Genomic DNA, 23,140 nt, shown 5'->3' with positions numbered 1-23,140 from the left:
CCATGAGGTCTATCAGGCAGGCGGGGCGGTTGCCAGCCGCCCGCCCTTGGAGTAGGAGCCAGCCCACGGCTTGGGCCGACGTAGCACAGCGGTAGTGCAACCGATTCGTAATCGGTAGGTCGGGAGTTCGATTCTCCCCGTCGGCACCAGCCTTTCCTCAGAACAGCTCCATCAGCGCGGAATGGTCACGGAAGCGGTCCGGCGTCCCTTCCTGGATCACCCGGCCCGACTTCATCACGAGCACCCGGTCGCTGATCGCCAGCGCCTCGCGGATCTGCTGCTCCACCAGCAGCAGCGCCACCCCGTGCTCCCGCCGCAGCCTTGCGATGGGCTCCAGCAGGTCCTGGAACAGCTTGGGGGCGAGGCCAATGGAAGGCTCGTCCAGCAGCAGCGCGCGCGGCTTCAGCAGGAGGGCGCGGGCAATGGAGACCATCTGCTGCTGTCCGCCGGACAGCGTTCCCGCCCGCCTCGTGAGGAATTCCCGGATGCGCGGCAGCACGTCCAGTACCTCCTCCACCCGCCGCGGCTGCTCGGGCTTCGGCACGCCGCCCGCCCAGAGCGCGAGGCCGAAGATCTCCGTCACCGTCAGGTCGGGGAAGACGCCGCGCCCCTCGGGCACCAGCGCGACCCCGGCGGCGTTCAGTGCCGCCGGGATATGCGAAGGAAGCTCCTGCCCGAAGACGCGGATGCGCCCGGCATCGGGCCGGTGCAGCCCGAAGAGCACGCGCAGCAAGGTGGACTTGCCGGCGCCGTTATGTCCGATCAGGCACAGCGCCTCCCCTTCCGCCAGGGTGAGGGAAACATCCTCGACCACCGCATTGCCGCCATAGCCGGCGGTCAGCCCCGTCGCCTCGATGGCGTTCACGCCACGCGCTCCCCGAAATAGATGGCGGCCAGCGCCTTGTCGCGCAGGATGGCCTGCGGCTCGCCCACCGCCAGCACGACGCCGCGGTCCAGGAAGGCGATCTCGTCCGCCAGCTCCGCCACCACGTCGAGATTGTGCTCGATCAGGCAGATGGTCACACTCCGCGCGGTCGCCGCGCGCAGTAGCGCCGCGAAGCGAATCCGCGAGGCGAGGTCGAGGCCCGAGGCCGGCTCGTCCAGCAGCCAGATCCGCGCCTCGGCGGCCAGGATGCGCGCCATGGAGAGGAACTTACGCTCGGCATAGGCGAGGTCCACGGCGCGGCTTTCCGCCAGGGAGGAAAGCCCCGTCGCCTCCAGCGCCGCCTCGACCCGCGCCGCGCGCGCCTTGGCATCGCCCGTCTGCCAGAACCAGGAGCCGCGCTCCGTCGCCGCGAGCGCATTCTCGCGCACCGTCATGTGGGTGAAGAGGCGTAGGTCCTGGAAGGAGCGCGCGACGCCACGCCGCGCCACCTGCCAGGGCTTCAGCCCGATCAGGCTCTCGTCATCCAGCGTGGCCTCGCCCGCATCGGCGCGGAGATTGCCGGTGATGAGGTTGAACAGCGTGGTCTTGCCTGCGCCGTTCGGCCCCACCAGCGCCAGTACCTTGCCCGTCGGCAGGGCGAGGGACACGCCCTGTACCGCCTTCACGCCGCCGAAGGAGATGGACAGGTCCCGGCAGACCAGGGGATGCGTCGCGCCGCTCATGCCTTCCTCCCGGTTCGCATGTCGCCCAACAAGCCGGCCGGGCGGAAGATCATCAGCAGCGTCATGGCGGCCCCGTAGATGATCTGCTGCACCGCCCCGATCTCGGTCGGCGGGATGAAGGGCAGGAAGGACAGGCCGGCCGGCAGGGAGAGCAGCAGCACCGCCCCCAGCAGTGGCCCCCACAGCGTCCCCGTGCCGCCCACAATCACCATGGCCATGACCAGCACGGACTGATCGAGCGTGAAGCTCTCCACGTTCACGAAGCTCATGTGCAGGGCGAAGAGCGCGCCGGCCACGCCCGCCCCGGCGCACGCGAACGCGACAGCCAGCGCCTTGGCGGCGTTGATGTTCTTGCCCAGCGCCTCCGCCGCGCTCTCCGCGTCGCGGATGGCGCGCAGCGTGCGGCCGAAGGAGCCGCGCGCCATCAGCCAGGTGGCAAGCAGGATCAGCACCAGCGCCGCCAGCGCGAGCGCCAGAGTCGGCACCTCGAAGCCCAGTACCATGGGGCGCGGGATGCCCACGAGTCCGCCCATGCCGCCGGTCAGCCCCTTGGCCTCGGTGAACAGGGTGGTCGCCATCATCTGCAGACCCAGGCTGGCGGCGACGAAATATTCGCCGCGCACCCGCAGCGCTGGCAGGGCGAGGCAGAGCGAGAGCCCGCCTGCCACCAGCGCTGCCACCAGCATGGCCAGCAGCGCGTCCGGCACCAGCAGCAGCGCCAACTGCGCCCCGGCATAGGCGCCCAGCCCGAAGAACACCGCATGGGCGACGGAAAAGATGCCGGCATATCCCACGGCGACGTTCAGCGTCGCCGCCAGGATGCCGAAGATCGCGGCCAGCGTGGCGAGGTTGGCGAGATAGGCGGTCATCGCGCCACCGCATGGCCGAACAGGCCCGAGGGCCGGAACAGGATGAAGCCGAACAGCACGACGAAGCTCGCCGCCTCGGCCCATTGCGGGTCGGCGAAGTTCAGCACCACGCTTTCCGCGACACCGAGCGAGAGGCCCGCCAGCGCCGCGCCCTTCAGCGAGCCGACGCCGCCCACGATGGTGGCGGCCATGGAGATCAGCATGACGTGATGGCCCACCGCCTCGTTCATGCCGGTGGTGATGGCGGTCAGCACCGCCGCCGGCGCCGCCAGCGCCGAGCCGAGCGCGAAGGCGAGCAGCGAGAGCCGGTGCGAGGACAGACCATAGGCGCGGATCAGGTCACTGTTCTGCGCCAGGGCCCGCAGCGCCACCCCCGCCGGGTGCCGCGTCAGGAACAGGCCAAGCGCGAGGAACAGCACCGCCGCGACGGCGAGCGACACCCAGAAGACCGGGGCCAGGAAGACCTCCGGCAGCACCTCGGTCGCTCGGGACAGGGTGCTGTCGGCCACGACGAAGCCGCGCCCCGCCCACATCCCCACCAGGTTCTGCACCACGAGGGACACGCCGAAGGCGGCGACGAAGACGGTGAAGAACCCGCCCTCGTGCCGCTGGATGGGTCGGTAGACGAAGCGTTCCATCGCCACGCCGAAGCCGGTGGCGACCAGGATCGCCGCCAGCACGCCGAGCCAGGCCGGGTAGCCGTTGTTCCACATCAGGAGGAACAGGTAGCCGGCCAGGGTGAAGGACGCGCCATGGGCAAAGTGGAACACCTTGGTGGCGCCGAAGATGAGGGCGAAGCCGCAGGCCGTGAGCGCGTAGAGCGCCCCGGTCTGCAGACCACCCAGCAGCAGCTGAAGGAAGAGCATCATCCGGTGACGGTGTTGACGCGGCCGCCACGCACCTCGTTGATCTGGATGGCGGCCGTCATGCTGCCCTGCTCGTCGAAGGAGGCGCGGCCGCCCACCAGATCGAATTCCTTCTGCTCCAGCAACGCGGCGCGCAGCGTGTCGCCGTTCACCTCCTTGTTCTCCCGCTCCAGCTTCTGGGCCAGCAGGCAGAACAGGCGCGTCGCGTTGTAGTAGTTGGTGTTGTAGGTGCCCGGGTCGCTGCCGAAGCGCGCCTTGAAGTCGGCAGCATAGCGCCGCGTCAGCTCGTCGCCCGCGGCGAAGTCGGTCTGTTGCGAGGTGAAGAGCAGCCCTTCAGCCTCGGCGAGGTTGCGGATGCTCTCCAGATTCATCGCCGAGTAGGAGGTGAGCGGCACGGTGACGCCGTTGTCGCGCAGCCCCTTGATGATCTGCCCCTGCTGCGCACCGAAGCTGGCGATATAGACCGTGTCCGGGCGCGTCTGCCGGATGCGGGCCGCGACGGGGCCGAACTGCTGCGCCGTGCGCGGGACGGAGAAGGAGCCGACCAGCTGCCCGCCCGCCCGCGGCAGGTCGTTGCGGAGGATGCCCAGGATCGCGTCGCCCAGCGGGTCGTCCACATAGACCAGCGCGACGCGCTTCAGGTTCCGCCGCATCATGAAGGGCAGCATCTCTCGCGTCTCGAGATGGGCGAGCGGGATAGTGTTCCAGAAATAGGGCGAGAGCCCGGCGAGGTCCGGCCCCACCGCGCCGCCATTCACCATGACGGTCTTGGCGCGGTCACCGACTGGCGCCACGGCCTTGGAGACGGCGGTGAAGCCGACCATCACGTAGCTCGCGCGGTCCACGTTCACCAGCTTGGTCATGCCCACCACGGCCTGCTGCGGCAGGGCCTGGGTGTCCTCCGCCTGAAGCCGGAGCGGGCGGCGCAGCATCCCTTCCGACTGGGCGTGCTGCATGGCCAGCTGCACGCCCTCGGTGAAGACCTTGCCGTATTCCGCATTGGGGCCGGAGAGTGGGAACAGAGTCCCGATCACGTAAGGATCGCCGCCCTGGGCGCGCGCCAGGGTCGGTGCGGCGATCGCGCTGCCCAGCAGGGCGCGGCGGGAAAGGCGCATGGGGCTTCCTCCGAATATTCCGTCGTTGGAAGGAAGCCTAGCCTTGCCCGCGCGCGGGACGCAAACCCCGGCCGCGCTACATGCGCCGCGCCACGCGCTCCGCCACCACGCCGGTCATGACGCCGTACAGCACGTGCAGACCGGCATGCTTCGCCTGCGAGCCCACGCTGTCGCGCCAGGGCGGTGGGGTCAGGCCCAGCGCCGGCCCCACGACCCCGAAGGCCAGGGCATGGAAACCGAGCCCGAAGGCCAGCCCGGCCATGAGGGGCGAATGCTCGTCCTTCACCGTCGCGCCATAGGCGGCGCCCGCCACGGTCGAGAGGGCGAGGTGCCCGCCATGGCCGGCCAGCTCCTCAAGCACGCTCGGGCTCTCCTCCTCTCCGCGATAGTCGAGCCCGGCGCGATCCGCCGCCTTGCGCTGCAGCTTGACGAGATCCGAGGGCTCCCGTCTGACCGCCTCCGTGCCAAGGAACAGCGCGGAAACCACGGCGCCTGCCGCCAGCCCGCCCGCCGCGCCGGCAAGCGCGTGGCGCAGTGTGGGGCTCATGGGCTGCGTCCAGGCACCAGGGCGCGCATCGGGGGTGTTGGGTCGCCGCCCTTCACGCCCCGGCGCGGTGCCGTAGGTCTGGGGCGCCGTGTCGGGCAGGACGAGGCGGGTCTGCGGCGCGTGGAGCGGGCAACCATTGCGCGCAGAGCGGAACTGCGCAGCCTCGCGATAGGCGTTGCGGCGGGCGCGGTTCACCCCGCCCAAGGGCTGGTGCGCAGCGATGCCGTTCCACGGGCTGAAGGACAGCCCGTCATCCGCGATGCGCGCCCGCGCCTCGCTCCAGGCCGGCTGCGGTGGAACGGTGATGCGCGCGACCGGCAGGTAGGGGCTATCCTCCTCCGGCCAGGTGACGGAGGCGTCCTCGATCGGCATGGTGGCCGCGTTGGTGCGAAGCTGGACGCGCACCTCCCACTCGCCGCCCTGCTGGCGGAAGAACTCGATCGCCTCCTCGCGCAGCCCGTTCGGGCGGCCGCTCAGATCCACCTTCTTGTTCTTCAGCGCGACCAATTCGCGCGAGACCGGAACGATGGAGAGCTTCGCCACGAACTCGCCGTGGCGGAATGGGGACTGGGTGTAGAAGGTCTCGCCGAGCAGGTGGGTCAGCGGGTGGCCGCCCATCATGGTCAGCATCATGCTCTTGCCGCCCACCGCCTCCACCGCGCCCTCGGCAGCACGCGCCACAGCGGAGAAGGCCTTCTTCCAGGCCTGCCCGGTATCGGTGCTGGCCGCCAGCAGCGACAGATTGCCCGCGAAGGCCTTGGGTCCGGGCGCGCCGAAGGCCGGCGCATTCGCCATAACGAAATCCTGCGTCGCCCCGCCCTCGGATCCCTCCAGCCGCTCGCCCTCGACACCGATCACCTTCACGGCGAGGCCGCGCGGCGAGGAGATGTCGTCATCCAGGATGTCGCCCGGATTGGTGGAAAGCCGCAGGATGACGGGATAGGTCGCGCGACGGGCAAAGATTCCCTGCGCCAGGGCCGGCGGCAGGTTGCCCAGGACCCGAAGCTCACCTTCCAGCAAAGCGTGGCTCTTGGCGTGGACGGAGCGGAGCGCGTGGCCGTAATCCTTGAAGGTCGTCTCCTGGATGCCGCGCATTGTTTCGATCAGCGACTGTTCAGTTTCCTTCTCCCCGGCCTCGATCTCCTCCACCGATGGCTCGTAGCGAAGCGGGGAAAGGGCAGCGCGGCTGGACATGGGCGGAGACTCCGGTGCGGGAGGGTTCCGGCGGCCAACGCGACCCGGGAGGCGCGGTTTCCCGCCTGGCCGGTTTGCAAAGCGCCATCCGCTTTGCCAAGCTTGCCGGGCAATGCGGCGCCAAGCCGCGCGATGGAGGAATCCAGACATGGGCATCACGCGGCGCGACGCCGTGCTCGGCACGGCTTTCGGCGGGCTTCTCCTTCCATCCACGCTGCGGGCGCAGCCGGTGCAGCGTCCGCAGGAGCTTCGCATCGGCATCACCACCTTCCTGTCCGGCCCGGCCAGCGTCTTCGGCGTGCCGGGACGTCAGGCCGCGGAGATGCTGATCGACGAGATCAACCGCGGCGGCGGCATCGGCGGCGTGCCCATCCGCCCCTATTTCGTGGATGAAGGCCCCGGCGTGGAGCACCTGCTGGGCGAGTTCCGGCGCCTCGTCCTGAATGAGCGTGTGGAGGTGATGCTGGCCTCCATCTCCTCCGGCTCCTGCCTCGCCTGCACCCCGCTGGCGGAGGAGCTTCGTCGCGTCACCCTGCTGTGGGATTGCGGCACGCAGCGCATCTTCGAGGAGAAGCGCTACCAATACGCCTTCCGCACCCAGGCCAATGCGACGCCCGAGGTGCTGGCGCCGCTCCTGTACCTCCTGAAGCGCAAGCCCGACTTCCGCACCATCGCCGTGCTGAACCAGGACTATGCCTGGGGCCGCGATTCCTGGGAGCTGTGGCGCGCGGGGATGCAGGCGCTGAAGCCCGATGCCCGCGTGGTGGCGGAACTCTTCCCGCGCTTTGGCGCCACCGACTTCTCCACCGAAGTGACGCGCCTGCTGGCGCTGCGGCCGGACGTCATCCTCTCCACCTCCTGGGGCGGTGAGCTGGACACCTTCATTCGTCAGGCAGCGGAGCGGCGCCTCTTCGAGCGCTCGACCTTCGTCATGCCGCTGGCGGAATCCTCGCTGGAGCGCGTTGGGCGGTCGCTTCCCGCCGGGCACATCGTCGGCTCGCGCGGCGACCACTGGTTCCAGCATCCGGCCCCGGCGGACAAGGCGCGGCTCGACCGCTTCGTGAACAATTACCGCCAGCGCTTCAACAGCTACCCGATCTACCCGACCTACCACATGTACCAGGCGCTCTCCGCGCTCCAGGCCGCCTATGCCAAGGCGATGGCGGGCAATGGCGGCAACTGGCCGAATGAGCAGCAACTGGCCGCCGCCTTCCCCGGCCTTGAGTTCGACAGCCCGACGGCCCGCATGACGATCCGCGAGGACGGCCAGGGACTGGAGCCGCAGCTGATCGGCACGTCGCGCCACACCGACGCCCTGCCCTTCGCCACGCTCTCCGACATGATCGTTTTCCCGCCCGAGCTGGTGACGGCGCCTGTCGGCCGGAACAGCGTCGAGTGGCTGCGCGGCCTGTCGCGCGACATCCTGGACCGCGTGCCGGCCCCGGCCGGCTGATGGGCGCGTGGTTCGCCGATAACGGTCTGCTGCTGGGGCTGGCCCTGCTGGACGGGCTGGCCTCTGCGGCGCTCATCTTCCTGGTGGCGGTGGGGCTGAACCTCGTCTTCGGCGTGCTGCGCGTCCTGAACATCGCCCATGGCAGCCTTTTCGCCATCGGGGCGTATACGGCGGCGGGGCTGGGTGCGGCGCTGGGCTCCGGCGCCCTGCCCGCCTGGGCGGCGCTGGGTGTGCTGATCCTGGCGGCGGCGCTGGTCGGCGCCGTGCTCGGCCCGCTGATCGAACGCCTCCTCCTGCGCCGCATCTATGCCGAGGAGAACGTGCTTCAGCTTCTCGTCACCTTTGCATTGTTCATGATGCTGGAGGACGTGCAGAAGCTGGTCTGGGGGGTGCAGCCTGTGCACCACGACGCGGCGATGCGCCTCTTCGGCACCTTCGACGTGCCCTTCGGCAGCGACTTCATCCCCTTCACCGCCTACCAGCTCTTCGTGCTGCCCGGCATCGCGGTGCTGGTGCTGGTGGGCCTCGTCTGGTTCCTGCGCTCCACCCTCTCTGGCCGGATGATCGTGGCGGTGACGACGGATCGCGAGGCGGCGACCGCCATCGGCATCAACGCCGACCGCGTCTATCTGCTGACCTTCACCGCTGGAGCGGTACTGGCTGCGCTGGGCGGCGCGCTCGCCTCGCCCACTGCCGCCATCGTGCCCGGCGTCGGCGCCTCCACCATCGTGCTGTCCTTCGCCGTGGTCGCGACGGCGGGGCTGGGCCGCATCGAGGGCGCGGCGCTGACCGCGCTGATGATCGGGCTCGGCCGCTCCGTCGCCGTGTATTTCTTCCCGGAGGCGGAGGTGCTGATCCCCTACCTCATCATGGTCGCCGTGCTCCTCGTGAAGCCGCAGGGGCTGTTCGGCACGCTGGAGACGCGGCGGATATGACGCACCGGCGCGAAGCCCTGCTGGCCCTGCTTTTCGCCCTTGCCGTGCTGGCAGCGGCCTTCGCCGCGCCCTGGCTGCGCTTCGTGCTGACGCTGGCGCTGGCGAAGGGCATCGCGGCGCTTGGTGTCATGCTGCTGCTGCGCGCCGGGCAGGTGTCCTTCGGCCATGCGATGTTCGTCGCCTTCGCCGCCTATGCCGTGGCCTTCCTGGCCGGGCGCGTGGGCGATGCGCTGCTGCTCCTGCCGCTTGCAATGCTGCTGACCTCGCTGCTCGGCCTCGTCATCGGCCTCTTCGTCGCGCGCTACCGCGAGATCTTTTTCGGCATGCTGAACCTGGCGCTGTCCATGGTCTTCTATTCGCTGCTGGAGAAGTTCTACAGCATCACCCACGGCACGGACGGGATGCGCGTCCCCGCCGTCACCTGGGCCGGCATGGCGACGGAGCGCGTGGGCGGCGAATGGGCCGTGCTGGTCGCCGCGCTGGTGCTCGCCATCGGCTTCGCGCTGCTGGCGCGTCTCTACCTCGCCAGTCCGCTCGGCGAGGCGCTGCAAGGCATCAAGACGCGCGAGGCACGGCTGGAGTTCATGGGGCTGCCGCCGCGCCGCGTCCTCCTCGTCGCCTATGTGCTGTCCGCCGCCATGGCCGGCACGGCGGGGGCGCTGATCGCGCTCACCACACGGCACGTCACGCCGCTGATGGGCTACTGGACCGCGAGCGGCGAGCTCGTGTTCATCGTCATCCTCGGGGGCGCGGGTGGCGTGCTCGGCCCCTTCCTTGGCGCCGTGGCCTATGAGCTGGTGCGGGTCTACGCTGCCGCCTCCGTCGCCGATGCGTGGCAGCTCATCCTCGGCGCGGTGCTGCTGGCGGTGATCCTCTTCGCGCGGGGCGGGCTGTTCAGCCTTCTGCGCGGGAGGCGCGCATGAAGCCCATCCTCCAGGCCCAGGGGCTTCGCCTCGCCTTCGGCGGCGTAAAGGCAGCCGATGGCATCGACCTCGACGTGGGCGAGGGCGAGTTTCTCGCCATCATCGGGCCAAATGGCGCGGGCAAGACCACCTTCATCAACATGTGCACCGGCTGGCTGAAGCCCCAGGCGGGGCGCATCCTGTGGCGGGGCCAGGACATCGCCGGGCTGCCGCCGCGTCGGATTACCGCGAAGGGAATCGCCCGGTCCTTCCAGCTTCCCCAGCTCTTCACCGAGCACACGGTGCTGCGGAACCTCGCCCTCGCCATCGCGGCGCGGGAGGGGGCCTTCTCGCTGCTGCGGCCCCTGCTCCGTCCCGGCTGGACAGAGGAGGCGATGGAGATCATGCGCGGCTTCGGGCTGGAATTCCTGGCCGACACGCGCGCCGATGCGCTGAACGAGGGGTCGCGCAAGCTGGCCGACATCGCCATGGCGGTCGCGCTCAAGCCGCGCCTCCTCCTGATGGACGAGCCCACCAGCGGCGTCGCCGCCTCCGAGAAGCTGGGCATCGTCGAGACCCTGGCGCGGGTGCTACGCGAGACGGGCGTCTCAGCCGTCTTCGTGGAGCATGACATGGAGGTGGTGTCCCGCTTCGCCGACCGCGTCGCCGTCTGGTCGCAGGGGCGCATCGTCGCCAATGGGCCGCCGCAGGCGGTGCTGGCCGATCCCGACGTGCGGCGCGAGGTGATCGGCATCGAGGACGCCCATGCTGCGCCTTGAGGATGTGCAGGTCTCCATCGCCGGCGCGCCAGTGCTGCGTGGGGTGCGGATGTACGTGCCGCCCGGCGGGCGCGTCGCGCTGATCGGGCGCAACGGCGCGGGCAAGACCACGACCTTCCGCGCCATCATGGGCCTCCTGCCCATCGAGGGCGGGCGCATCCTCCTGGCCGGCGCCGACGCCTCCGGCATCGCGGCGCATGAGCGCGCCCGCCACGGCATTGGCTATGCGCCGGAGGAGCGGCGCCTCTTCGGCGGCTTCACGGTGGAGGAGAATATCCGCCTGCCTGCCGAGGTGCTGCGCCTCCCCGCCGTCGAGACGCGGCGCCGGCTGGAGCAGGTCTATTCGTTGCTGCCGGAACTCTCCGGCCTCGCGACGCGCAAGGCGGCGGGGCTATCGGGCGGACAGGGCAAGATGGTGGCGCTGGGACGAGCGCTCATGGTCGGCACCCGCGCCGTGCTGCTGGACGAGCCCTTCCAGGGCCTCGCCCCGGCTCTCGCGCAGCGCTACGCCGAGGCGCTGAAGCGGCTGCGCGACGCCCTGCCGGACGTCGCCATCCTGATCAGCGAAAGCAATCCGGAACTGCTCCGGCCCTTGGTGGACCGGAGCTTCGTGATCGAGCGCGGCGAAGTGTCTTCCTGACCGCACGAAGCTGCCGCTTCGCACACTTCACCTGACCCCGCTTCGCGGCATCAGCGGCGGCGGCCATTCGGCCCAGAGGGCCGCTGACTTCAGGCTGAAATCGCCGCGCGGATCGCCGCCAGGGCCTCCGCCGCCTTCGCCGCCTCGGGACCACCGGCCTGGGCCATGTCGGGACGGCCGCCGCCGCCCTTGCCGCCCACCGCCGCCGCACCCGCCCGCACCAGCGCCACGGCATCGGCCTTGCCCTTCGCCGCCTCGCCCACGCCGACGACGATGGAGGCCTTGCCCCCCTCGCCCGAGACCAGAGCCGCGACATCGGCGGTGCCGGATTTCAGGATGGCTTCCGCCAAGCCCTTGAGGTCGCGCGCCGGCACCTCGCCCACGTCGCGCAGGGCGACGCGCAGCCCGGCCAGCGTCTCGACCTCGGCGGCCGCGCCGCCGGTCGCCAGCTTCTTGCGCGTCTCGGCCAGCTCGCGCTCCAGCTTGCGGCGCTCCTCGATCAGCGCGGAAACGCGCGCCGGGATCTCGGCGGGGCTGGCCTTGAGCGCGGCCGCCGCCTCGCGCAGCAGGCGCGCCTCCTCGGCGGCGACGGCCAGGGCCGCCTCGCCGGTTACAGCCTCGATGCGGCGCACGCCCGCGCTCACCGCGCCCTCGCCGACCAGGCGGAACAGCCCGATATCGCCGGTGCGGCGCACATGCGTGCCGCCGCACAGCTCGATGGAATAATGGCCCTGGCGGTCTGTCGCCGCCTCGTCGCGGCCCATGGCGACGACCCGCACCTCTTCGCCATACTTCTCGCCGAACAGCGCCATGGCGCCTTCGGCCACCGCGGCCTCGGGGGTCATCAGCCGGGTCGTCACCTCGGCATTCTCGCGGATGCGGGTGTTCACCTCCGCCTCCACCGCGTCCAGGTCGGCTTGGGCGATGGGGGTGGGCTGGGACACGTCGAAGCGCAGCCGCTCCGGCGCGACCAGCGAGCCCTTCTGCGCCACATGCGTGCCCAGGCGGCGGCGGAGCGCCTCGTGCAGCAGGTGCGTCGCGCTGTGATGGGCGCGGATGGCGGAGCGGCGGGCGTGGTCCACCTCAGCCACCACGGCCATGCCCACCTCCACGTCGCCCTTCTCCACCGTGCCGAGATGCACGAAGAGGTCACCCAGCTTCTTCTGCGTGTCGCGCACGCGGATCACGGCGTCGCCAGCGCGGATCACGCCCGCATCACCGACCTGGCCGCCGCTCTCGCCATAGAAGGGAGTCTGGTTCAGCACCACTGCGACCTCTCGGCCCTCGGCGGCGCTGTTAATGGAGGCGCCATCGGCGACCAGCGCGGTGATCGTGCCCTCGGCGCTCTCGGTCGAGTAGCCGAGGAACTCGGTGGCGCCGATCTTTTCCTTCAGGTCGAACCACAGCGTCTCGGTCGCGGCTTCGCCGGAGCCGGCCCAGGCGGCACGGGCGCGCTTCTTCTGCTCGGCCATGGCGGCCTCGAAGCCGGCCACGTCCACGGTCCGGCCCTCGGCCCGCAGCGCGTCCTGCGTCAGGTCGAGCGGGAAGCCATAGGTGTCGTAGAGGCGGAAGGCCACGTCGCCCGGCAGGGGCTGGCCCTCGCCCAGCTTCGCCTTCTCCGCTTCGAGCAGGCCCAGGCCGCGATCGAGTAGCGAGCGGAAGCGCGTCTCCTCCAGCTTCAGCGTCTCGGTAATCAGGGAGGCGGCGCGGGAAAGCTCCGGATAGGCCGCGGCCATCTGCCGCTCCAGCGCAGGGAAGAGGCGGTGCAGCAGCGGCTCCTGCGCGCCCATCATGTGGGCGTGACGCATGGCGCGGCGCAGGATGCGGCGCAGCACGTAGCCGCGTCCCTCGTTCGACGGCATCACCCCGTCCGCCACCAGGAAGGATCCGGCGCGCAGATGATCGGCCACGACGCGGTGCGAGGCGCGGAACGGGCCATCCGGGTCCTGACCGGTCAGGTTGGCGCTCTCGGTGATGATCGCGCGGAACGTGTCCGTGTCGTAGTTGTCGTGCTTGCCCTGGAGGATGGCGGCGAAGCGCTCCAGCCCCATGCCGGTGTCGATGGAGGGGCGGGGCAGCGGGTTCCGCACCCCAGCCGGCTCCTCCAGATATTGCATGAAGACGAGGTTCCAGATCTCGATGAACCGGTCGCCATCCTCGTCCGGCGACCCGGGCGGGCCGCCGGGGATGGAAGGCCCGTGATCGTAGAAGATCTCGGAGCAAGGGCCGCAGGGGCCGGTGTCGCCCATACGCCAGAAATTGTCGCTGGTGGCGATGCGGATGATCTTCTCGTCCGGCAGGCCGGCGATCTTGCGCCACAGCGCGGCGGCGTCCTCATCCTCGGAGAAGACGGTGACGAGAAGCTTGTCCTTCGGGAGAGCGAAGTCCTTGGTGATCAGCTCCCAGGCATGGCTGATCGCCTGCTCCTTGAAGTAATCGCCAAAGGAGAAATTCCCCAGCATCTCGAAGAAGGTGTGGTGGCGGGCGGTATAGCCCACATTGTCCAGGTCGTTGTGCTTGCCGCCGGCGCGCACGCATTTCTGGGCGGTGGTGGCGCGGGAATAGGGGCGCCGCTCCTGGCCGGTGAAGACGTTCTTGAACTGCACCATGCCCGAATTCGCGAACATCAGCGTCGGATCGTTCCGCGGCACGAGGGGGCTGCTCTCGACCACGGTGTGGCCGTTCCGGGCGAAATACCCCAGGAAGGTGGCGCGGATGTCGTTGCTGCTGCTCATGAAGCGGGCATTACCGCGCGCCGCGCCCCCTCTCAATAGGCAGGGAGGCGGCGCGTGGGTGGGGCGGCGCCCGGCGGCGCCGCCCCTAAGGCGTTAGCGGTTCTGCTTCAGCCGCCCGTCATGCTCCGGGTCTGTGACGCGGCCCTGGCCGCCCTGCTGGTGCTGCTGCCCGCCGGGCTGCGACTGGGAATGCTGCTGATCCCGATTCTGCTTCAGGCGCGCATCATGGGCCGGGTCCTTCACCTGACCCTGACCGTTGTCCTGATGGCGGCGATCGCCCTGCTGCTGATTGGCCATGTTGTGTCTCCTCTGCGTTTAGTGTGCCGCTTCGGTGATGGCACGGGCAAGAAACGCGAGGAAAATCGGGATCGTTGGCGGGAAGGACCACAAATAAAAAGGGCGATACCGTTTCGGTATCGCCCTTGCAGGATAATCATTCCACCCCAGAGGGCAGAATAACATTCCGTCACTCGTCGTCGTCAGCTTCTGGCGTGGTGGCCATGGCTTCCGCAACCACGGAGCCCTGGCCGCGGATACGGGCCTCGATGCTTGCGGCCATTTCCTTGTTGTCACGCAGGAACTGCTTCGCGTTCTCGCGCCCCTGGCCGATGCGCTGCCCGTCGCAAGAGAACCAGGCGCCCGACTTCTCGACGATGCCGGCCTTCACGCCCAGGTCGATCAGCTCGCCGACCTTGGAGATGCCCTCGCCATACATGATGTCAAACTCGACCTGCCGGAACGGCGGGGCCATCTTGTTCTTCACCACCTTCACGCGGGTCTGGTTGCCCACCGCCTCGTCCCGCTCCTTGATCGCGCCGATGCGGCGGATGTCCATGCGGATGGAGGCGTAGAACTTCAGCGCGTTGCCGCCCGTCGTCGTCTCCGGGTTGCCGAACATGACGCCAATCTTGAGCCGGATCTGGTTCAGGAAGATCAGCAGGCAATTGGAGCGAGACACCGTGCCGGTCAGCTTGCGCAGCGCCTGGGACATGAGGCGGGCATGCAGGCCGACATGGCTGTCGCCCATCTCGCCCTCCAGCTCCGCCTTCGGCACCAGCGCGGCCACGCTGTCCACCACCAGCACGTCCACGGCGCCGGAGCGCACCAGCGTGTCGGCGATCTCGAGCGCCTGCTCGCCCGCGTCGGGCTGGGAGATCAGCAGGTTGTCCACGTCCACGCCCAGCTTGCGGGCATAGCCGGGGTCCAGCGCATGCTCGGCGTCGATGAAGGCGCAGGTGCCGCCCTTCTTCTGTGCCTCGGCGATGGCGTGCAAGGCGAGCGTCGTCTTGCCCGAGGATTCGGGACCGTAGATCTCGACGATGCGTCCCTTGGGCAGGCCCCCGATGCCGAGCGCGAGGTCAAGGCCGAGCGACCCGGTCGAGACAGCCTCCACATCCTCCATCGGATGCTTCGCGCCCATGCGCATGATCGAGCCCTTGCCGAAGGCCCGCTCGATCTGGGAGAGCGCCGCGTCGAGCGCCTTGTTCTTTTCCATCCTGGAACCTCTTGGAAGGCTGCAACCCAGGGATGAATCCTCCCCCGGACCGCTCGCAGATAACACGGGCGCCGGGCCGCGTAAGCGGGCCACGGGCGTCGCCGTCGTGTTCCTTATATGTTCTTTCGCGCCCCGTTTCGCAAGCAAATTCGTCGCGACCAGCGCAGGAAAATGACCAGAAAAAATCCTTATTCTTCAATTGCTTGTCAGATTGCTTCCCACGCAATTTCTGCCCCGCCATCGAGAGTGGACCGGAAGCCTCAGCGAAGCTCGCGAAGCACCGGATGCAATCCAGCGCACCTGGCGATTCGTGACTGTCAGGAGCGGCCGCGCAGCTTCATCACATAGGCAATCAGCCGCGCCACCGCATCCCAATGCTCGGCAGGAATCTCGGTATCGAGCTCCAGCCGGTAAAGGGCGCGGGCGAGCGGCGGGTCGGGCATGACCGGCAGCCCCGCTTCGCGCGCTAGCTCGCGGATGCGGGCCGCCATGGCGTCCACCCCCTTGGCCTCGACGCGCGGCGCCGCAGCTTGGCCTGGCTCGTAGGCCAGCGCGACGGCGTAATGCGTGGGGTTGGTGACGACCACGGCCGCCTTGGGGATTTCCGCCAGCATGCGGCGCCCCAACACCTCCCGCATCTGGCGCTGACGCCCCTTCACCTCAGGGCTGCCTTCGCTGTCCTTCATCTCGTCGCGCAATTCCTTGCGCGTCATGCGCAAGCGCTGGAGGAAGCGATGATTCGTGAGCAGCACATCGCCCAGCGCCAGTAAGAAGAACACGCCAGCGCGACCGCAAGCAACCGCAGCACGCCGGACCCGGCCGCGTCGAACAGCGCGGCGGCTGGCGCCTCCAGCAGCCCACCCGGTTCGGTCAGCCCACGCGCCGCGAGCCAGAGCGCTGCCCCCACGCCGCCCAGCTTGAGCAGCGTGCGACCGGATTCCAGCCACGCCTCGCCGCCAAATAGCCGCTTGAACCCGGCCAGCGGCGACAGCTTGGCCAGATCGAAGGAGAAGGCGCGCAGCGTGACCACGCCGCGCGTCTGCGCCAGCGTCGCCAGGACTGCGGCCATGACGGCCGCCCCAGCCACTGGCCACAGCATGCCGAGGAACAGGTGCAGCCACTCCCGCGCCGCAGCCATTGCCTCCCACTCATGCGACCTGCCCAGCGCGCCACGCAGCGCGGCCTGGAACTGCGCAACCTGGCCCGGCAGGGTTAGTGCCGCCGTGGCGGAGGCCGCGAGCAGTGTGGCGAAGCCCACCGCCTCCTTGGATAAGGGGGCGTCGCCGTCATCGCGGGCCTTCTGGATGCGCCGCGGGGTGGCTGACTCAGTGCCTTCCTCCCGTTCGTCGTCATCGGCTTCCTCGGCCATGGCTCAGGGCAGCGCGGCGAAGGCGTCCGCAAGGTCGCGCCCCCAGATGGCGAGCATCGGCGGCAGCAGCAGGACCAGGAGCAGCATCCCGCCCAGAAGCTGCGCCGGCGCCCCTAGCACGAAGATTTGGGCTTGCGGCGCCAGGCGCGCCAGCAGCCCGAGCGCGGCGTTGAACAACACCGCCCCTAGCACGAAGGGCGCCGCAAGCCGCAGCGACAAGGAAAGGGACGCCACGGCAGCCCCGGCCAGCGCCTCCGCCGCGCTGCCGGCGGGAAAACCGCCCGGCGGCACCGCAGCGTAGCTGGAGGCCAAGGCGCGCAGAGGCACCTCGTACAGCCCGGATGAGAGGGTCAGCGCGGCAGCAAGCACGGCGAAGATTCGCGCCGGCGCCGTCGCCGTGCCGCCCAGCAGCGCATCGCCCTGCAAGGGCGAAGAAAGGCCGATCATCAACGCGATCACCTGTCCCGCCTGGGCGAGCGCGAGGGCCAGCACGCGCGTCAGCATCCCGAACCACAGCCCCGCCACGCATTCCCCGGCCACCAGCGCAGCGAGCAGGACAGGGGATTCCGGCAGGGGTGGCAGGGCAGGAGACACGGCGGGCAGCAGTGCCATCGTCACACCCATCCCGAAGGCGAGGCGCTGCGTGGCGGGAATCTCCGCCTCTCCCAGTCCGGGCAACAGCATCGCCGCGGCGCCCAGCCGCGCGAAGCAGAGGATCGCGTGGAAGCCCAGCCCAGGCAGCGCGGCGAGAAGCGCAGCCTCCGCCGTCATGGCATGCCGCCCAGCAGGACGACCTGATCGAAGAGCCGTGCGGCCCAGGCCTGCATCACCCCGCCCATCCAGGGGCCGAGGGCGAGCAGCGCAAGTCCCACGGAAGCGACCTTGGGCAGGAAGGCCAGCGTCGCCTCCTGGATCTGCGTCAGCGCCTGCAGCAGAGAGATGGTGAAGCCGATTCCCAGCACGATCAGCAGCGGTGGCCCCGCCAGCTGCGTCGCGGTCCAGAGCGCGTCACGCAGGGCCATGGCGGTGGGGTGGTCCATCCTGGTCCTCTCCCCCGCCTCAGATCGGCATCCGCATCACGTCCTGATAGGCGGAGACCACGCGGTCGCGCACCGCGGTGGCGGTTTGCAGCGCGAGTTCGGCGCGGGAGATGGCCAGCACCACCTCTGTCACGTTGCCCTGCCCGGTCAGCGCGGCCCCCGAGGCGGCATCCGCCTCGCGCCCCGCCCCAATCGCCCCTTCCACGGCGCGGCGCAGGGCTGCCCCGAACCCCGCGCCCTCGGTGGCTGCCTCGGCCAGCCCGGTCGCCGCCCGGTAGGCAGCCGCTGCGCCCGCGACGCCGATCGCCGGCAGGGCCATCAGCGCAGCGCCTCGATGGCGCGGGTCAGCATGCCGCGCGTGGTTTCCAGCACCGCGAGATTGGCGGAAGGAGCGGTTGGCCTCGCGCATGTCCATGTTCTCCACCAGGGAATCGATGTTGGGCGTCTTCACGTAGCCATTGGCGTCGGCGGCGGGGTGGGACGGATCGAAGCGCTGCGGGAACTCACCGGGTGCGCGGCCGATGGCGCGCACCCGCACCGTTTCGACGCCTGCCGCACGATCCATGCGGGCCGCGAAGGTGGTGGTCTTGCGCCGGAACGGGTCGGCGCCCGGCGCACCGCCAGTCGATTCAAGATTGGCGATATTCTCCGCCACCACGCGCAGGCGGGCGGATTGAACGTTCATCCCGGCAGCGGAGATGCGCAGCGCCCGATCGAGTTCCATGTGGGGCTTCCCTTTCGCGTTAGCTGCGGCCCAGCGCCGCGCGGAACAGGCCGAGATACTTCCGATGCAGACCCATCGCGAGGGCGTGCTGCCCATCCGTCTCGGCGATGCGCAGCGCCTGCTCCTCCAGCGAGACGGCGTTGCCGTTGGGCGCGCGTTCCGCGGCACGGTCCTGCCGGATTCCTTCCCCGCCGCGCGGCGCCAGGTGACGCGGGTCGGTGCGGAAAGGGCGAGATGCCGCGGCCTCACGCGACAGCAGCGCGGAGAAGGGCGCAAGGTCGCGTGCGACCCCGGGCTGCGGCCGCGAAGTGTCGCGAGGCTGAAGCCGGATGCGGAGGTCCCGGCGCGGGGCCGGCATCTCTCCATCCAGCGCGCCCCGCGCAGGGTGATGCGCGCCCCGCCGGGCAGCGGGTCCAGCTCCGCCACCGTGCCGGTCAGCACCAGGGCGGTCCGCGGCAGGTCCGGCAGGGGCGGCGCGGCGGCGACGTGCCAAGCGGTGACGGCGAAGCCCAGCCCGGCCGCGCCCAGCAGCCCTGCGAGCCATGCCGCGAAGGGGAAGCGCCGTGACAGGGCAAGGGCCGCGAGGACTGGCAGCGGCGCGACCCAGGGCAGCCAGGCGGGTGGGTCGGCGCGTGGCAGAAGGAAGGCCAGCACCCCGGCTCCCATGGCCACCGGCATCCAGAGGGCGAGCCGCCCGATCTCCGCCGCGAGGGCGCGCTGGACGAAGGAAAGCGGCGCCGGCGGCATGCCTGCCCTGAGTGGCGCAAGCCGGGGCCACGGGCAAGTTCCTCCGCCGGGGGGTTTGCGCTATCGGGGGCGGCATGACCGTCCGCACCCGTTTCGCCCCCTCGCCCACCGGCTTCCTGCATATTGGCGGCGCCCGCACCGCGCTGTTCAACAAGCTCTTCGCGCGGCGGCACGGCGGGCAGTACCTGCTGCGGATCGAGGACACGGACAAGGCGCGCTCCACGCAGCAGGCCGTGCAGCAGATCTTGGACAGCCTCGCCTGGCTAGGCCTTTCCCCGGACGAGGAGCCGGTCTTCCAGTCGCAGCGCGAGGAGCGCCATGCCGAGGTGGCGCACGCCCTTCTCGCCGCCGGCAAGGCCTATCGCGCCTACGAGACGCCGGAGGAGCTGACGGCGATGCGCGAGAAGGCGATCGCGGAGAAGCGCCCGCCCCGCTACGAGGGTTACTGGCGCGACCGCGAGCCGGGCGCGGAGCAGGCGGGCAAGCCCTTCGCCATCCGCCTCAAGGCCCCGCGCGAGGGCGACACGGTGGTGGAGGACCTCGTTCAGGGCACGGTGCGCGTGGCCAACACCGAGCTGGACGACATGATCATCCTCCGCTCGGACGGGACGCCCACCTACCTGCATGCGGTGGTGGTGGATGACCGCGACATGGCGATCACCCACGTCATCCGCGGCGATGACCACCTGACCAACACCTTCCGCCAGTGCATGGTCTATGATGCGATGGGCTGGACGCGGCCGCGCTTCGCCCACATCCCGCTGATCCATGGCGCGGACGGGGCCAAGCTGTCCAAACGCCACGGCGCGGTCAGCGTGCTGGAGTTCCGCGAGCAGGGGCTGCTGCCTGAAGCGGTATGCAACTACCTGCTTCGCCTCGGCTGGGGCCATGGCGACGAGGAGATCATTCCGCGTGAGCGCGCCGAGAAGATCTTCGACCTGAAGGATGTCGGCCGCGCCGCCTCGCGCATGGACTATGCGAAGCTGTCGCACCTGAATGGCGTGTATCTGCGCCAGGCCAAGCCGGATGCGCTGCTGCCGGAGGTGCTGTCGCGCCTCACCGCCATGGGCCATGGCTTCGGCACGGACAAGATCGCGCGGCTGCGCCTCCTGCTTCCTGCCCTGCAGGAGCGGGCGCGCACGCTGAACGACCTCGCCGCCTCGGCGGCCTTTGCGGTGGCGGACGAGGCACCGGTGCCCGACGCCAAGGCCGCCGCCCTGCTGACCCCCGAAGCGAAGGAGCGCCTCGCTGACCTCGCGGAGTTCCTGTCCGCCGCTCCCTGGGAGCGTGCCGATCTGGAGCACTGGCTGCGCGACTATGGCGAGGTAAAGGGCCTCAAGCTGAAGGATGTGGCCCAGCCCCTGCGCGTGGCCCTGACCGGCAGCACCATGTCGCCGCCGATCGACCTGACCTTGGCGGCGCTGGGCAAGGAGGAGGCTTTGCGCCGCATCCTCCTCGCCTCGAACTCGGATTGAATGTTGTCGCGCGGACAATCCCTGGTAGCTTGCCCGGCGTGAATCGCGTCTGCCCCGGCTGCGAGGCGCGCGAAGCCTTCCTTCCCGCCATTGCCTTCGCCTTCCAGCCCATCCTAGATCTGGAGGCGAAGCGCATCTTCGCCTTCGAGGCCTTGGTGCGGGGTGCCGGGGGCGAGGGCGCCGGCACCGTGCTGGCCGCCGTCACGCCCGAGTCGCGCTACAGCTTCGACCAAGCCTGCCGCACCACCGCCATTGTCGAGGCGGCGCGCCTGGGCCTCGCGGAAACCGGCGCGCTGCTGTCCATCAACTTCCTGCCCAACGCCGTCTATGAGCCGCGCAACTGCCTGCGCGCCACTCTAAGCGCGGCGGAACGGACGCGCTTTCCCCTGGCTTCCCTCATGTTCGAGGTGACGGAGGGCGAAAGGCTGGACGACCCGGCCCATCTTCGCCGCGTCGTCGAGGCCTATCAGGAGATGGGCTTCACCGTCGCCATCGACGATTTCGGCGCCGGCCATTCCGGCTTGTCGCTGCTGGCCGATTTCCAACCCGACGTCATCAAGCTGGACATGGGCCTCGTCCGCGACATCGAGGCCAGCCGCCCCCGCCGCGTGATCGTCGAGGGCATGGTCAGGATCTGCGCCGAGCTGGGCATCCGCCTTGTGGCGGAGGGGGTGGAGACGCGCGCGGAATACGATGCGCTGCGCGGCTGCGGCGTCTCCTTGTTCCAAGGCTACCTGTTCGCGCGGCCCGAGTTCCGCGCCTTGCCCGTCCCCGCTTACGTCTGATCCACGCGGCGCAGGCCGCGGGCGAAGCGGCGGGCGTTGTTGACGTAGCCCAGGGCCGAATCGCGCAGGCGCTGCGCTGCGGCCTCATCCAGCGTCCGTACCGCCCGCGCCGGGCTGCCGACGATCAGCGAGTTGTCCGGGAACTCCTTGCCCTCGGTCACCAGCGCATTGGCGCCGACGATGCAGTTGCGGCCGATGCGGGCGTTGTTCAGCACGGTCGCGCCCATGCCGATCAGCGATTCGTCGCCCACCGTGCAGCCATGGAGGATGGCGTGGTGCCCGACCGTCACGTCGCTGCCGATTGTCAGCGGGCTGCCGCGGTCGGAATGCAGCATCGCCCCTTCCTGGATGTTGGTGCGGGCGCCGATCCGCATTTCCTCGTTGTCCGCGCGGATCACCGCGCCGAACCACACGCCGACGCCGTCGCCCAGCACGGCGCGGCCGATGACGTGCGCGTCGGGGGCCACCCAGACCTCGCCTTCGATGACGGGCTCATGTTCATCCAGCGCGTAGATCGGCATCCGCTTCCTCCCGGAACACCTCGCGATTGTGCTGGCCCGGGCGCGGAAGGTCCAGCCGCACCCCAGTCGCGGAGAGCGCCTCGATCAGCGCGATCTTGTCTGCGGTGGGGATAGGGCAGGGCTCGATCCGGAAGGCCTCGCTCGGCCCTCCTCCGTGATCTCGACCCGGCTGGGAAGGTCGCTCAGGGCCAGTCCTCGGCGAAAGCAACGAGGCGCCGAGACTGGTCCGGAACGGGACGCGTGTCGCGCCCCGGGGGTCAGAGCTTCTCGACCTGCCCGTATTCCAGCTCCACCGGAGTGGAGCGGCCGAAGATGGAGACGCTGACCTTCACGCGGCCCTTCTCCTCGTCCACCTCCTCGACCGTCCCGTTGAAGGAGGTGAAGGGGCCGTCGGAGACGCGCACCTGCTCGCCCACCTCGAAAGTGATGGCGGGGCGCTTCGGCTTCTCGGCCGATTCGGTGAGCTGCTGCACCATCCGCATCGCCTCGGATTCGGGGATGGGCTGGGGCTTGTTGCGGGCGCCGAGGAAGCCGGTGACCTTGGGCGTGTCGCGCACTAGGTGCCAGGTCTCGTCGTCCATCTCCATCTTCACCAGCACGTAGCCGGGGAAGAACTTGCGCTCCGCCTCGCGCTTCTGGCCGCGGCGGACCTCGGTCACCTGCTCGGTCGGGACGAGGATGTCCTCGATCCGGTCGGCGAGGCCGATCTTCTCCGCCTGATGCCGGATCTGCTCGGCGATCTTCTTCTCGAAGCCCGAATAGACATGGACAACATACCACCGCTTCGCGGCCATGGCCCGAACCTCGCTCCTCAGAACCCGAACACCAGGCGCATCACGAACTGGATGATCTGGTCCACCACCAGGAAGAAAACCGCCGCGAGCGAGGACAGGGCCAGGACGAGCCCGGTGGTCACCAGCGTCTCCTTGCGCGACGGCCAGGTGACCCTCGCGACTTCCTGGCGCACCTCCCGGGCGAACTGGACGGGCTCGAGCTTGGGCAAGTTCCTGCTTCCTGAATGCGCGCGACGGCGCGCTGAACCTGAAAAAGCACGGTGGCGGCCGTTGTGCAACGGGCCGCCACCGTTCCTCACATCTGGCAGGGGCGGAGGGTCTCGAACCCCCAACCTCCGGTTTTGGAGACCGGCGCTCTAGCCAATTGAGCTACGCCCCTGTACCGCGCCGCCTGCCTTGCGGAGGGCGGCGCGGAAGATCAGTTCGCGATGGAGGCGACGACGCCGGCGCCGACGGTGCGGCCGCCCTCGCGGATGGCGAAGCGCAGCCCCTCGTCCATGGCGATGGGGGCGATCAGCTCGACATCCATCGACACGTTGTCGCCCGG

24 protein-coding genes, 2 tRNA genes and 1 pseudogene are annotated in these 23,140 nt (G+C 69.7%); 8 read left to right on the top strand and 19 right to left on the bottom strand.

Going from position 1 to position 23,140, the window contains the following annotated elements; translation table 11 throughout:
• Window positions 1-74: 74 nt before the first annotated feature.
• Window positions 75-149: transfer RNA gene (locus JTJ31_RS21580), tRNA-Thr, on the top strand.
• Between the two features lie 8 nt (window positions 150-157).
• Here the strand turns inward: JTJ31_RS21580 and JTJ31_RS21575 are convergent.
• The 6 genes from JTJ31_RS21575 to JTJ31_RS21550 form a co-directional block, all read right to left on the bottom strand.
• On the bottom strand, window positions 158-865 hold the full coding sequence (locus tag JTJ31_RS21575; RefSeq protein ID WP_207540816.1) for an ABC transporter ATP-binding protein: 708 nt from the start codon (window positions 863-865) through the stop codon (window positions 158-160).
• Window positions 862-1,608, bottom strand: a complete 747-nt coding sequence (locus JTJ31_RS21570; protein WP_207540815.1) for an ABC transporter ATP-binding protein — start codon at window positions 1,606-1,608, stop codon at window positions 862-864. The genes JTJ31_RS21575 and JTJ31_RS21570 overlap by 4 nt, the downstream gene beginning before the upstream one ends.
• Window positions 1,605-2,477, bottom strand: coding sequence for a branched-chain amino acid ABC transporter permease (locus tag JTJ31_RS21565; RefSeq protein WP_207540814.1), 873 nt, complete (start codon window positions 2,475-2,477; stop codon window positions 1,605-1,607). Before JTJ31_RS21565 ends, JTJ31_RS21570 begins: the two co-directional genes overlap by 4 nt.
• A complete protein-coding gene (locus JTJ31_RS21560; RefSeq protein ID WP_236020516.1) occupies window positions 2,474-3,346 on the bottom strand; it encodes a branched-chain amino acid ABC transporter permease in 873 nt (290 codons plus the stop codon). The genes JTJ31_RS21565 and JTJ31_RS21560 overlap by 4 nt, the downstream gene beginning before the upstream one ends.
• Window positions 3,343-4,458, bottom strand: a complete 1,116-nt coding sequence (locus JTJ31_RS21555) for an ABC transporter substrate-binding protein (protein WP_207540813.1) — start codon at window positions 4,456-4,458, stop codon at window positions 3,343-3,345. The genes JTJ31_RS21560 and JTJ31_RS21555 overlap by 4 nt, the downstream gene beginning before the upstream one ends.
• Before the next feature lie 76 nt (window positions 4,459-4,534).
• Window positions 4,535-6,199, bottom strand: a complete 1,665-nt coding sequence (locus tag JTJ31_RS21550; protein WP_207540812.1) for a catalase family protein — start codon at window positions 6,197-6,199, stop codon at window positions 4,535-4,537.
• 148 nt (window positions 6,200-6,347) lie between these two features.
• Here JTJ31_RS21550 and JTJ31_RS21545 point away from each other — a divergent pair, with 148 nt between their 5' ends.
• Genes JTJ31_RS21545 through JTJ31_RS21525 form a run of 5 tightly spaced genes read left to right on the top strand, consistent with a single transcriptional unit; the run spans window position 6,348 to window position 10,908 of the window.
• The gene (locus tag JTJ31_RS21545; RefSeq protein ID WP_207540811.1) at window positions 6,348-7,652 is read left to right on the top strand and encodes an ABC transporter substrate-binding protein; all 1,305 of its coding nucleotides are present in this window, start codon (window positions 6,348-6,350) and stop codon (window positions 7,650-7,652) included.
• Window positions 7,652-8,587: a branched-chain amino acid ABC transporter permease gene (locus JTJ31_RS21540; RefSeq protein ID WP_207540810.1), complete on the top strand. Its 936-nt coding sequence runs from the start codon at window positions 7,652-7,654 to the stop codon at window positions 8,585-8,587. Before JTJ31_RS21545 ends, JTJ31_RS21540 begins: the two co-directional genes overlap by 1 nt.
• On the top strand, window positions 8,584-9,510 hold the full coding sequence (locus JTJ31_RS21535) for a branched-chain amino acid ABC transporter permease (protein ID WP_207540809.1): 927 nt from the start codon (window positions 8,584-8,586) through the stop codon (window positions 9,508-9,510). The genes JTJ31_RS21540 and JTJ31_RS21535 overlap by 4 nt, the downstream gene beginning before the upstream one ends.
• On the top strand, window positions 9,507-10,268 hold the full coding sequence (locus tag JTJ31_RS21530) for an ABC transporter ATP-binding protein (RefSeq protein ID WP_207540808.1): 762 nt from the start codon (window positions 9,507-9,509) through the stop codon (window positions 10,266-10,268). The genes JTJ31_RS21535 and JTJ31_RS21530 overlap by 4 nt, the downstream gene beginning before the upstream one ends.
• Window positions 10,255-10,908, top strand: coding sequence for an ABC transporter ATP-binding protein (locus JTJ31_RS21525; protein WP_207540807.1), 654 nt, complete (start codon window positions 10,255-10,257; stop codon window positions 10,906-10,908). The genes JTJ31_RS21530 and JTJ31_RS21525 overlap by 14 nt, the downstream gene beginning before the upstream one ends.
• Window positions 10,909-10,997: 89 nt before the next feature.
• Here the strand turns inward: JTJ31_RS21525 and alaS are convergent, their stop codons facing one another.
• The 8 genes and pseudogenes from alaS to JTJ31_RS21475 form a co-directional block, all read right to left on the bottom strand.
• Complete coding sequence (gene alaS / locus JTJ31_RS21520) at window positions 10,998-13,643, bottom strand: alanine--tRNA ligase (protein WP_207540806.1); 2,646 nt, start codon at window positions 13,641-13,643, stop codon at window positions 10,998-11,000.
• Between the two features lie 93 nt (window positions 13,644-13,736).
• A complete protein-coding gene (locus JTJ31_RS21515; protein ID WP_207540805.1) occupies window positions 13,737-13,940 on the bottom strand; it encodes a hypothetical protein in 204 nt (67 codons plus the stop codon).
• Between the two features lie 169 nt (window positions 13,941-14,109).
• Window positions 14,110-15,138 (bottom strand): recombinase RecA, encoded by a 1,029-nt coding sequence (gene recA, locus JTJ31_RS21510; protein WP_207540804.1) that lies wholly within the window; start codon window positions 15,136-15,138, stop codon window positions 14,110-14,112.
• Window positions 15,139-15,455: 317 nt separating this feature from the next.
• A pseudogene (locus tag JTJ31_RS24810) lies at window positions 15,456-16,507 on the bottom strand (EscU/YscU/HrcU family type III secretion system export apparatus switch protein).
• A 3-nt stretch (window positions 16,508-16,510) separates the two neighbouring features.
• Window positions 16,511-17,278: a flagellar biosynthetic protein FliR gene (locus JTJ31_RS21495; RefSeq protein WP_207540801.1), complete on the bottom strand. Its 768-nt coding sequence runs from the start codon at window positions 17,276-17,278 to the stop codon at window positions 16,511-16,513.
• Entirely contained in the window at window positions 17,275-17,547 is a 273-nt protein-coding gene (locus JTJ31_RS21490) for a flagellar biosynthetic protein FliQ (protein WP_207540800.1), read from the bottom strand. Before JTJ31_RS21490 ends, JTJ31_RS21495 begins: the two co-directional genes overlap by 4 nt.
• A gap of 19 nt (window positions 17,548-17,566) precedes the next feature.
• Window positions 17,567-18,271 (bottom strand): flagellar basal body rod protein FlgC, encoded by a 705-nt coding sequence (gene flgC, locus JTJ31_RS25505; protein WP_457852418.1) that lies wholly within the window; start codon window positions 18,269-18,271, stop codon window positions 17,567-17,569.
• A 19-nt stretch (window positions 18,272-18,290) separates the two neighbouring features.
• Window positions 18,291-18,629, bottom strand: coding sequence for a hypothetical protein (locus JTJ31_RS21475; RefSeq protein WP_207540798.1), 339 nt, complete (start codon window positions 18,627-18,629; stop codon window positions 18,291-18,293).
• 463 nt (window positions 18,630-19,092) lie between these two features.
• Between JTJ31_RS21475 and gltX the strand changes: the two genes are divergently transcribed.
• Together gltX and JTJ31_RS21465 are read left to right on the top strand one after the other, a co-directional pair.
• Entirely contained in the window at window positions 19,093-20,493 is a 1,401-nt protein-coding gene (gene gltX, locus JTJ31_RS21470) for a glutamate--tRNA ligase (protein ID WP_207540797.1), read from the top strand.
• A gap of 38 nt (window positions 20,494-20,531) precedes the next feature.
• On the top strand, window positions 20,532-21,278 hold the full coding sequence (locus tag JTJ31_RS21465) for an EAL domain-containing protein (protein WP_328805794.1): 747 nt from the start codon (window positions 20,532-20,534) through the stop codon (window positions 21,276-21,278).
• Here the strand turns inward: JTJ31_RS21465 and JTJ31_RS21460 are convergent.
• The 5 genes from JTJ31_RS21460 to JTJ31_RS21440 all read right to left on the bottom strand — a co-directional run.
• Window positions 21,269-21,799, bottom strand: coding sequence for a gamma carbonic anhydrase family protein (locus tag JTJ31_RS21460; RefSeq protein ID WP_207540796.1), 531 nt, complete (start codon window positions 21,797-21,799; stop codon window positions 21,269-21,271). The two genes, JTJ31_RS21465 and JTJ31_RS21460, sit on opposite strands and share 10 nt — an antisense overlap.
• A gap of 257 nt (window positions 21,800-22,056) precedes the next feature.
• A complete protein-coding gene (gene nusG / locus JTJ31_RS21455; RefSeq protein ID WP_207540795.1) occupies window positions 22,057-22,593 on the bottom strand; it encodes a transcription termination/antitermination protein NusG in 537 nt (178 codons plus the stop codon).
• 17 nt (window positions 22,594-22,610) lie between these two features.
• Window positions 22,611-22,802: a preprotein translocase subunit SecE gene (gene secE / locus JTJ31_RS21450; RefSeq protein ID WP_207540794.1), complete on the bottom strand. Its 192-nt coding sequence runs from the start codon at window positions 22,800-22,802 to the stop codon at window positions 22,611-22,613.
• Window positions 22,803-22,895: 93 nt separating this feature from the next.
• Window positions 22,896-22,972 (bottom strand) — tRNA-Trp (locus JTJ31_RS21445).
• A 39-nt stretch (window positions 22,973-23,011) separates the two neighbouring features.
• Window positions 23,012-23,140, bottom strand: a 129-nt coding sequence (locus JTJ31_RS21440) for an EF-Tu C-terminal domain-related protein (RefSeq protein WP_457852414.1), incomplete at its 5' end; no start/stop codon positions are given.

Source organism: Sabulicella rubraurantiaca, from assembly GCF_017355885.1.
Lineage (GTDB): Bacteria > Pseudomonadota > Alphaproteobacteria > Acetobacterales > Acetobacteraceae > Roseococcus > Roseococcus rubraurantiacus.
The sequence above is the reverse complement of the archived record's forward strand: the minus strand, read 5'-3'. Positions and strand labels throughout refer to the sequence as shown.

Excerpts from the sequence above, each read along its gene's own strand:
- gltX (WP_207540797.1), top strand. The coding sequence starts at position 19,093 with ATGACCGTCCGCACCCGTTTCGCCCCCTCGCCCACCGGCTTCCTGCAT.
- JTJ31_RS21560 (WP_236020516.1), bottom strand. The coding sequence starts at position 3,346 with ATGATGCTCTTCCTTCAGCTGCTGCTGGGTGGTCTGCAGACCGGGGCG.
- flgC (WP_457852418.1), bottom strand. The coding sequence starts at position 18,271 with ATGGAACTCGATCGGGCGCTGCGCATCTCCGCTGCCGGGATGAACGTT.
- JTJ31_RS21525 (WP_207540807.1), top strand. The coding sequence starts at position 10,255 with ATGCTGCGCCTTGAGGATGTGCAGGTCTCCATCGCCGGCGCGCCAGTG.
- JTJ31_RS21565 (WP_207540814.1), bottom strand. The coding sequence starts at position 2,477 with ATGACCGCCTATCTCGCCAACCTCGCCACGCTGGCCGCGATCTTCGGC.
- JTJ31_RS21545 (WP_207540811.1), top strand. The coding sequence starts at position 6,348 with ATGGGCATCACGCGGCGCGACGCCGTGCTCGGCACGGCTTTCGGCGGG.
- JTJ31_RS21550 (WP_207540812.1), bottom strand. The coding sequence starts at position 6,199 with ATGTCCAGCCGCGCTGCCCTTTCCCCGCTTCGCTACGAGCCATCGGTG.
- JTJ31_RS21495 (WP_207540801.1), bottom strand. The coding sequence starts at position 17,278 with ATGACGGCGGAGGCTGCGCTTCTCGCCGCGCTGCCTGGGCTGGGCTTC.
- nusG (WP_207540795.1), bottom strand. The coding sequence starts at position 22,593 with ATGGCCGCGAAGCGGTGGTATGTTGTCCATGTCTATTCGGGCTTCGAG.
- JTJ31_RS21530 (WP_207540808.1), top strand. The coding sequence starts at position 9,507 with ATGAAGCCCATCCTCCAGGCCCAGGGGCTTCGCCTCGCCTTCGGCGGC.
- JTJ31_RS21475 (WP_207540798.1), bottom strand. The coding sequence starts at position 18,629 with ATGCCGGCCCCGCGCCGGGACCTCCGCATCCGGCTTCAGCCTCGCGAC.
- JTJ31_RS21570 (WP_207540815.1), bottom strand. The coding sequence starts at position 1,608 with ATGAGCGGCGCGACGCATCCCCTGGTCTGCCGGGACCTGTCCATCTCC.
- JTJ31_RS21490 (WP_207540800.1), bottom strand. The coding sequence starts at position 17,547 with ATGGACCACCCCACCGCCATGGCCCTGCGTGACGCGCTCTGGACCGCG.
- recA (WP_207540804.1), bottom strand. The coding sequence starts at position 15,138 with ATGGAAAAGAACAAGGCGCTCGACGCGGCGCTCTCCCAGATCGAGCGG.
- alaS (WP_207540806.1), bottom strand. The coding sequence starts at position 13,643 with ATGAGCAGCAGCAACGACATCCGCGCCACCTTCCTGGGGTATTTCGCC.
- JTJ31_RS21540 (WP_207540810.1), top strand. The coding sequence starts at position 7,652 with ATGGGCGCGTGGTTCGCCGATAACGGTCTGCTGCTGGGGCTGGCCCTG.
- JTJ31_RS21535 (WP_207540809.1), top strand. The coding sequence starts at position 8,584 with ATGACGCACCGGCGCGAAGCCCTGCTGGCCCTGCTTTTCGCCCTTGCC.
- JTJ31_RS21555 (WP_207540813.1), bottom strand. The coding sequence starts at position 4,458 with ATGCGCCTTTCCCGCCGCGCCCTGCTGGGCAGCGCGATCGCCGCACCG.
- JTJ31_RS21515 (WP_207540805.1), bottom strand. The coding sequence starts at position 13,940 with ATGGCCAATCAGCAGCAGGGCGATCGCCGCCATCAGGACAACGGTCAG.
- JTJ31_RS21460 (WP_207540796.1), bottom strand. The coding sequence starts at position 21,799 with ATGCCGATCTACGCGCTGGATGAACATGAGCCCGTCATCGAAGGCGAG.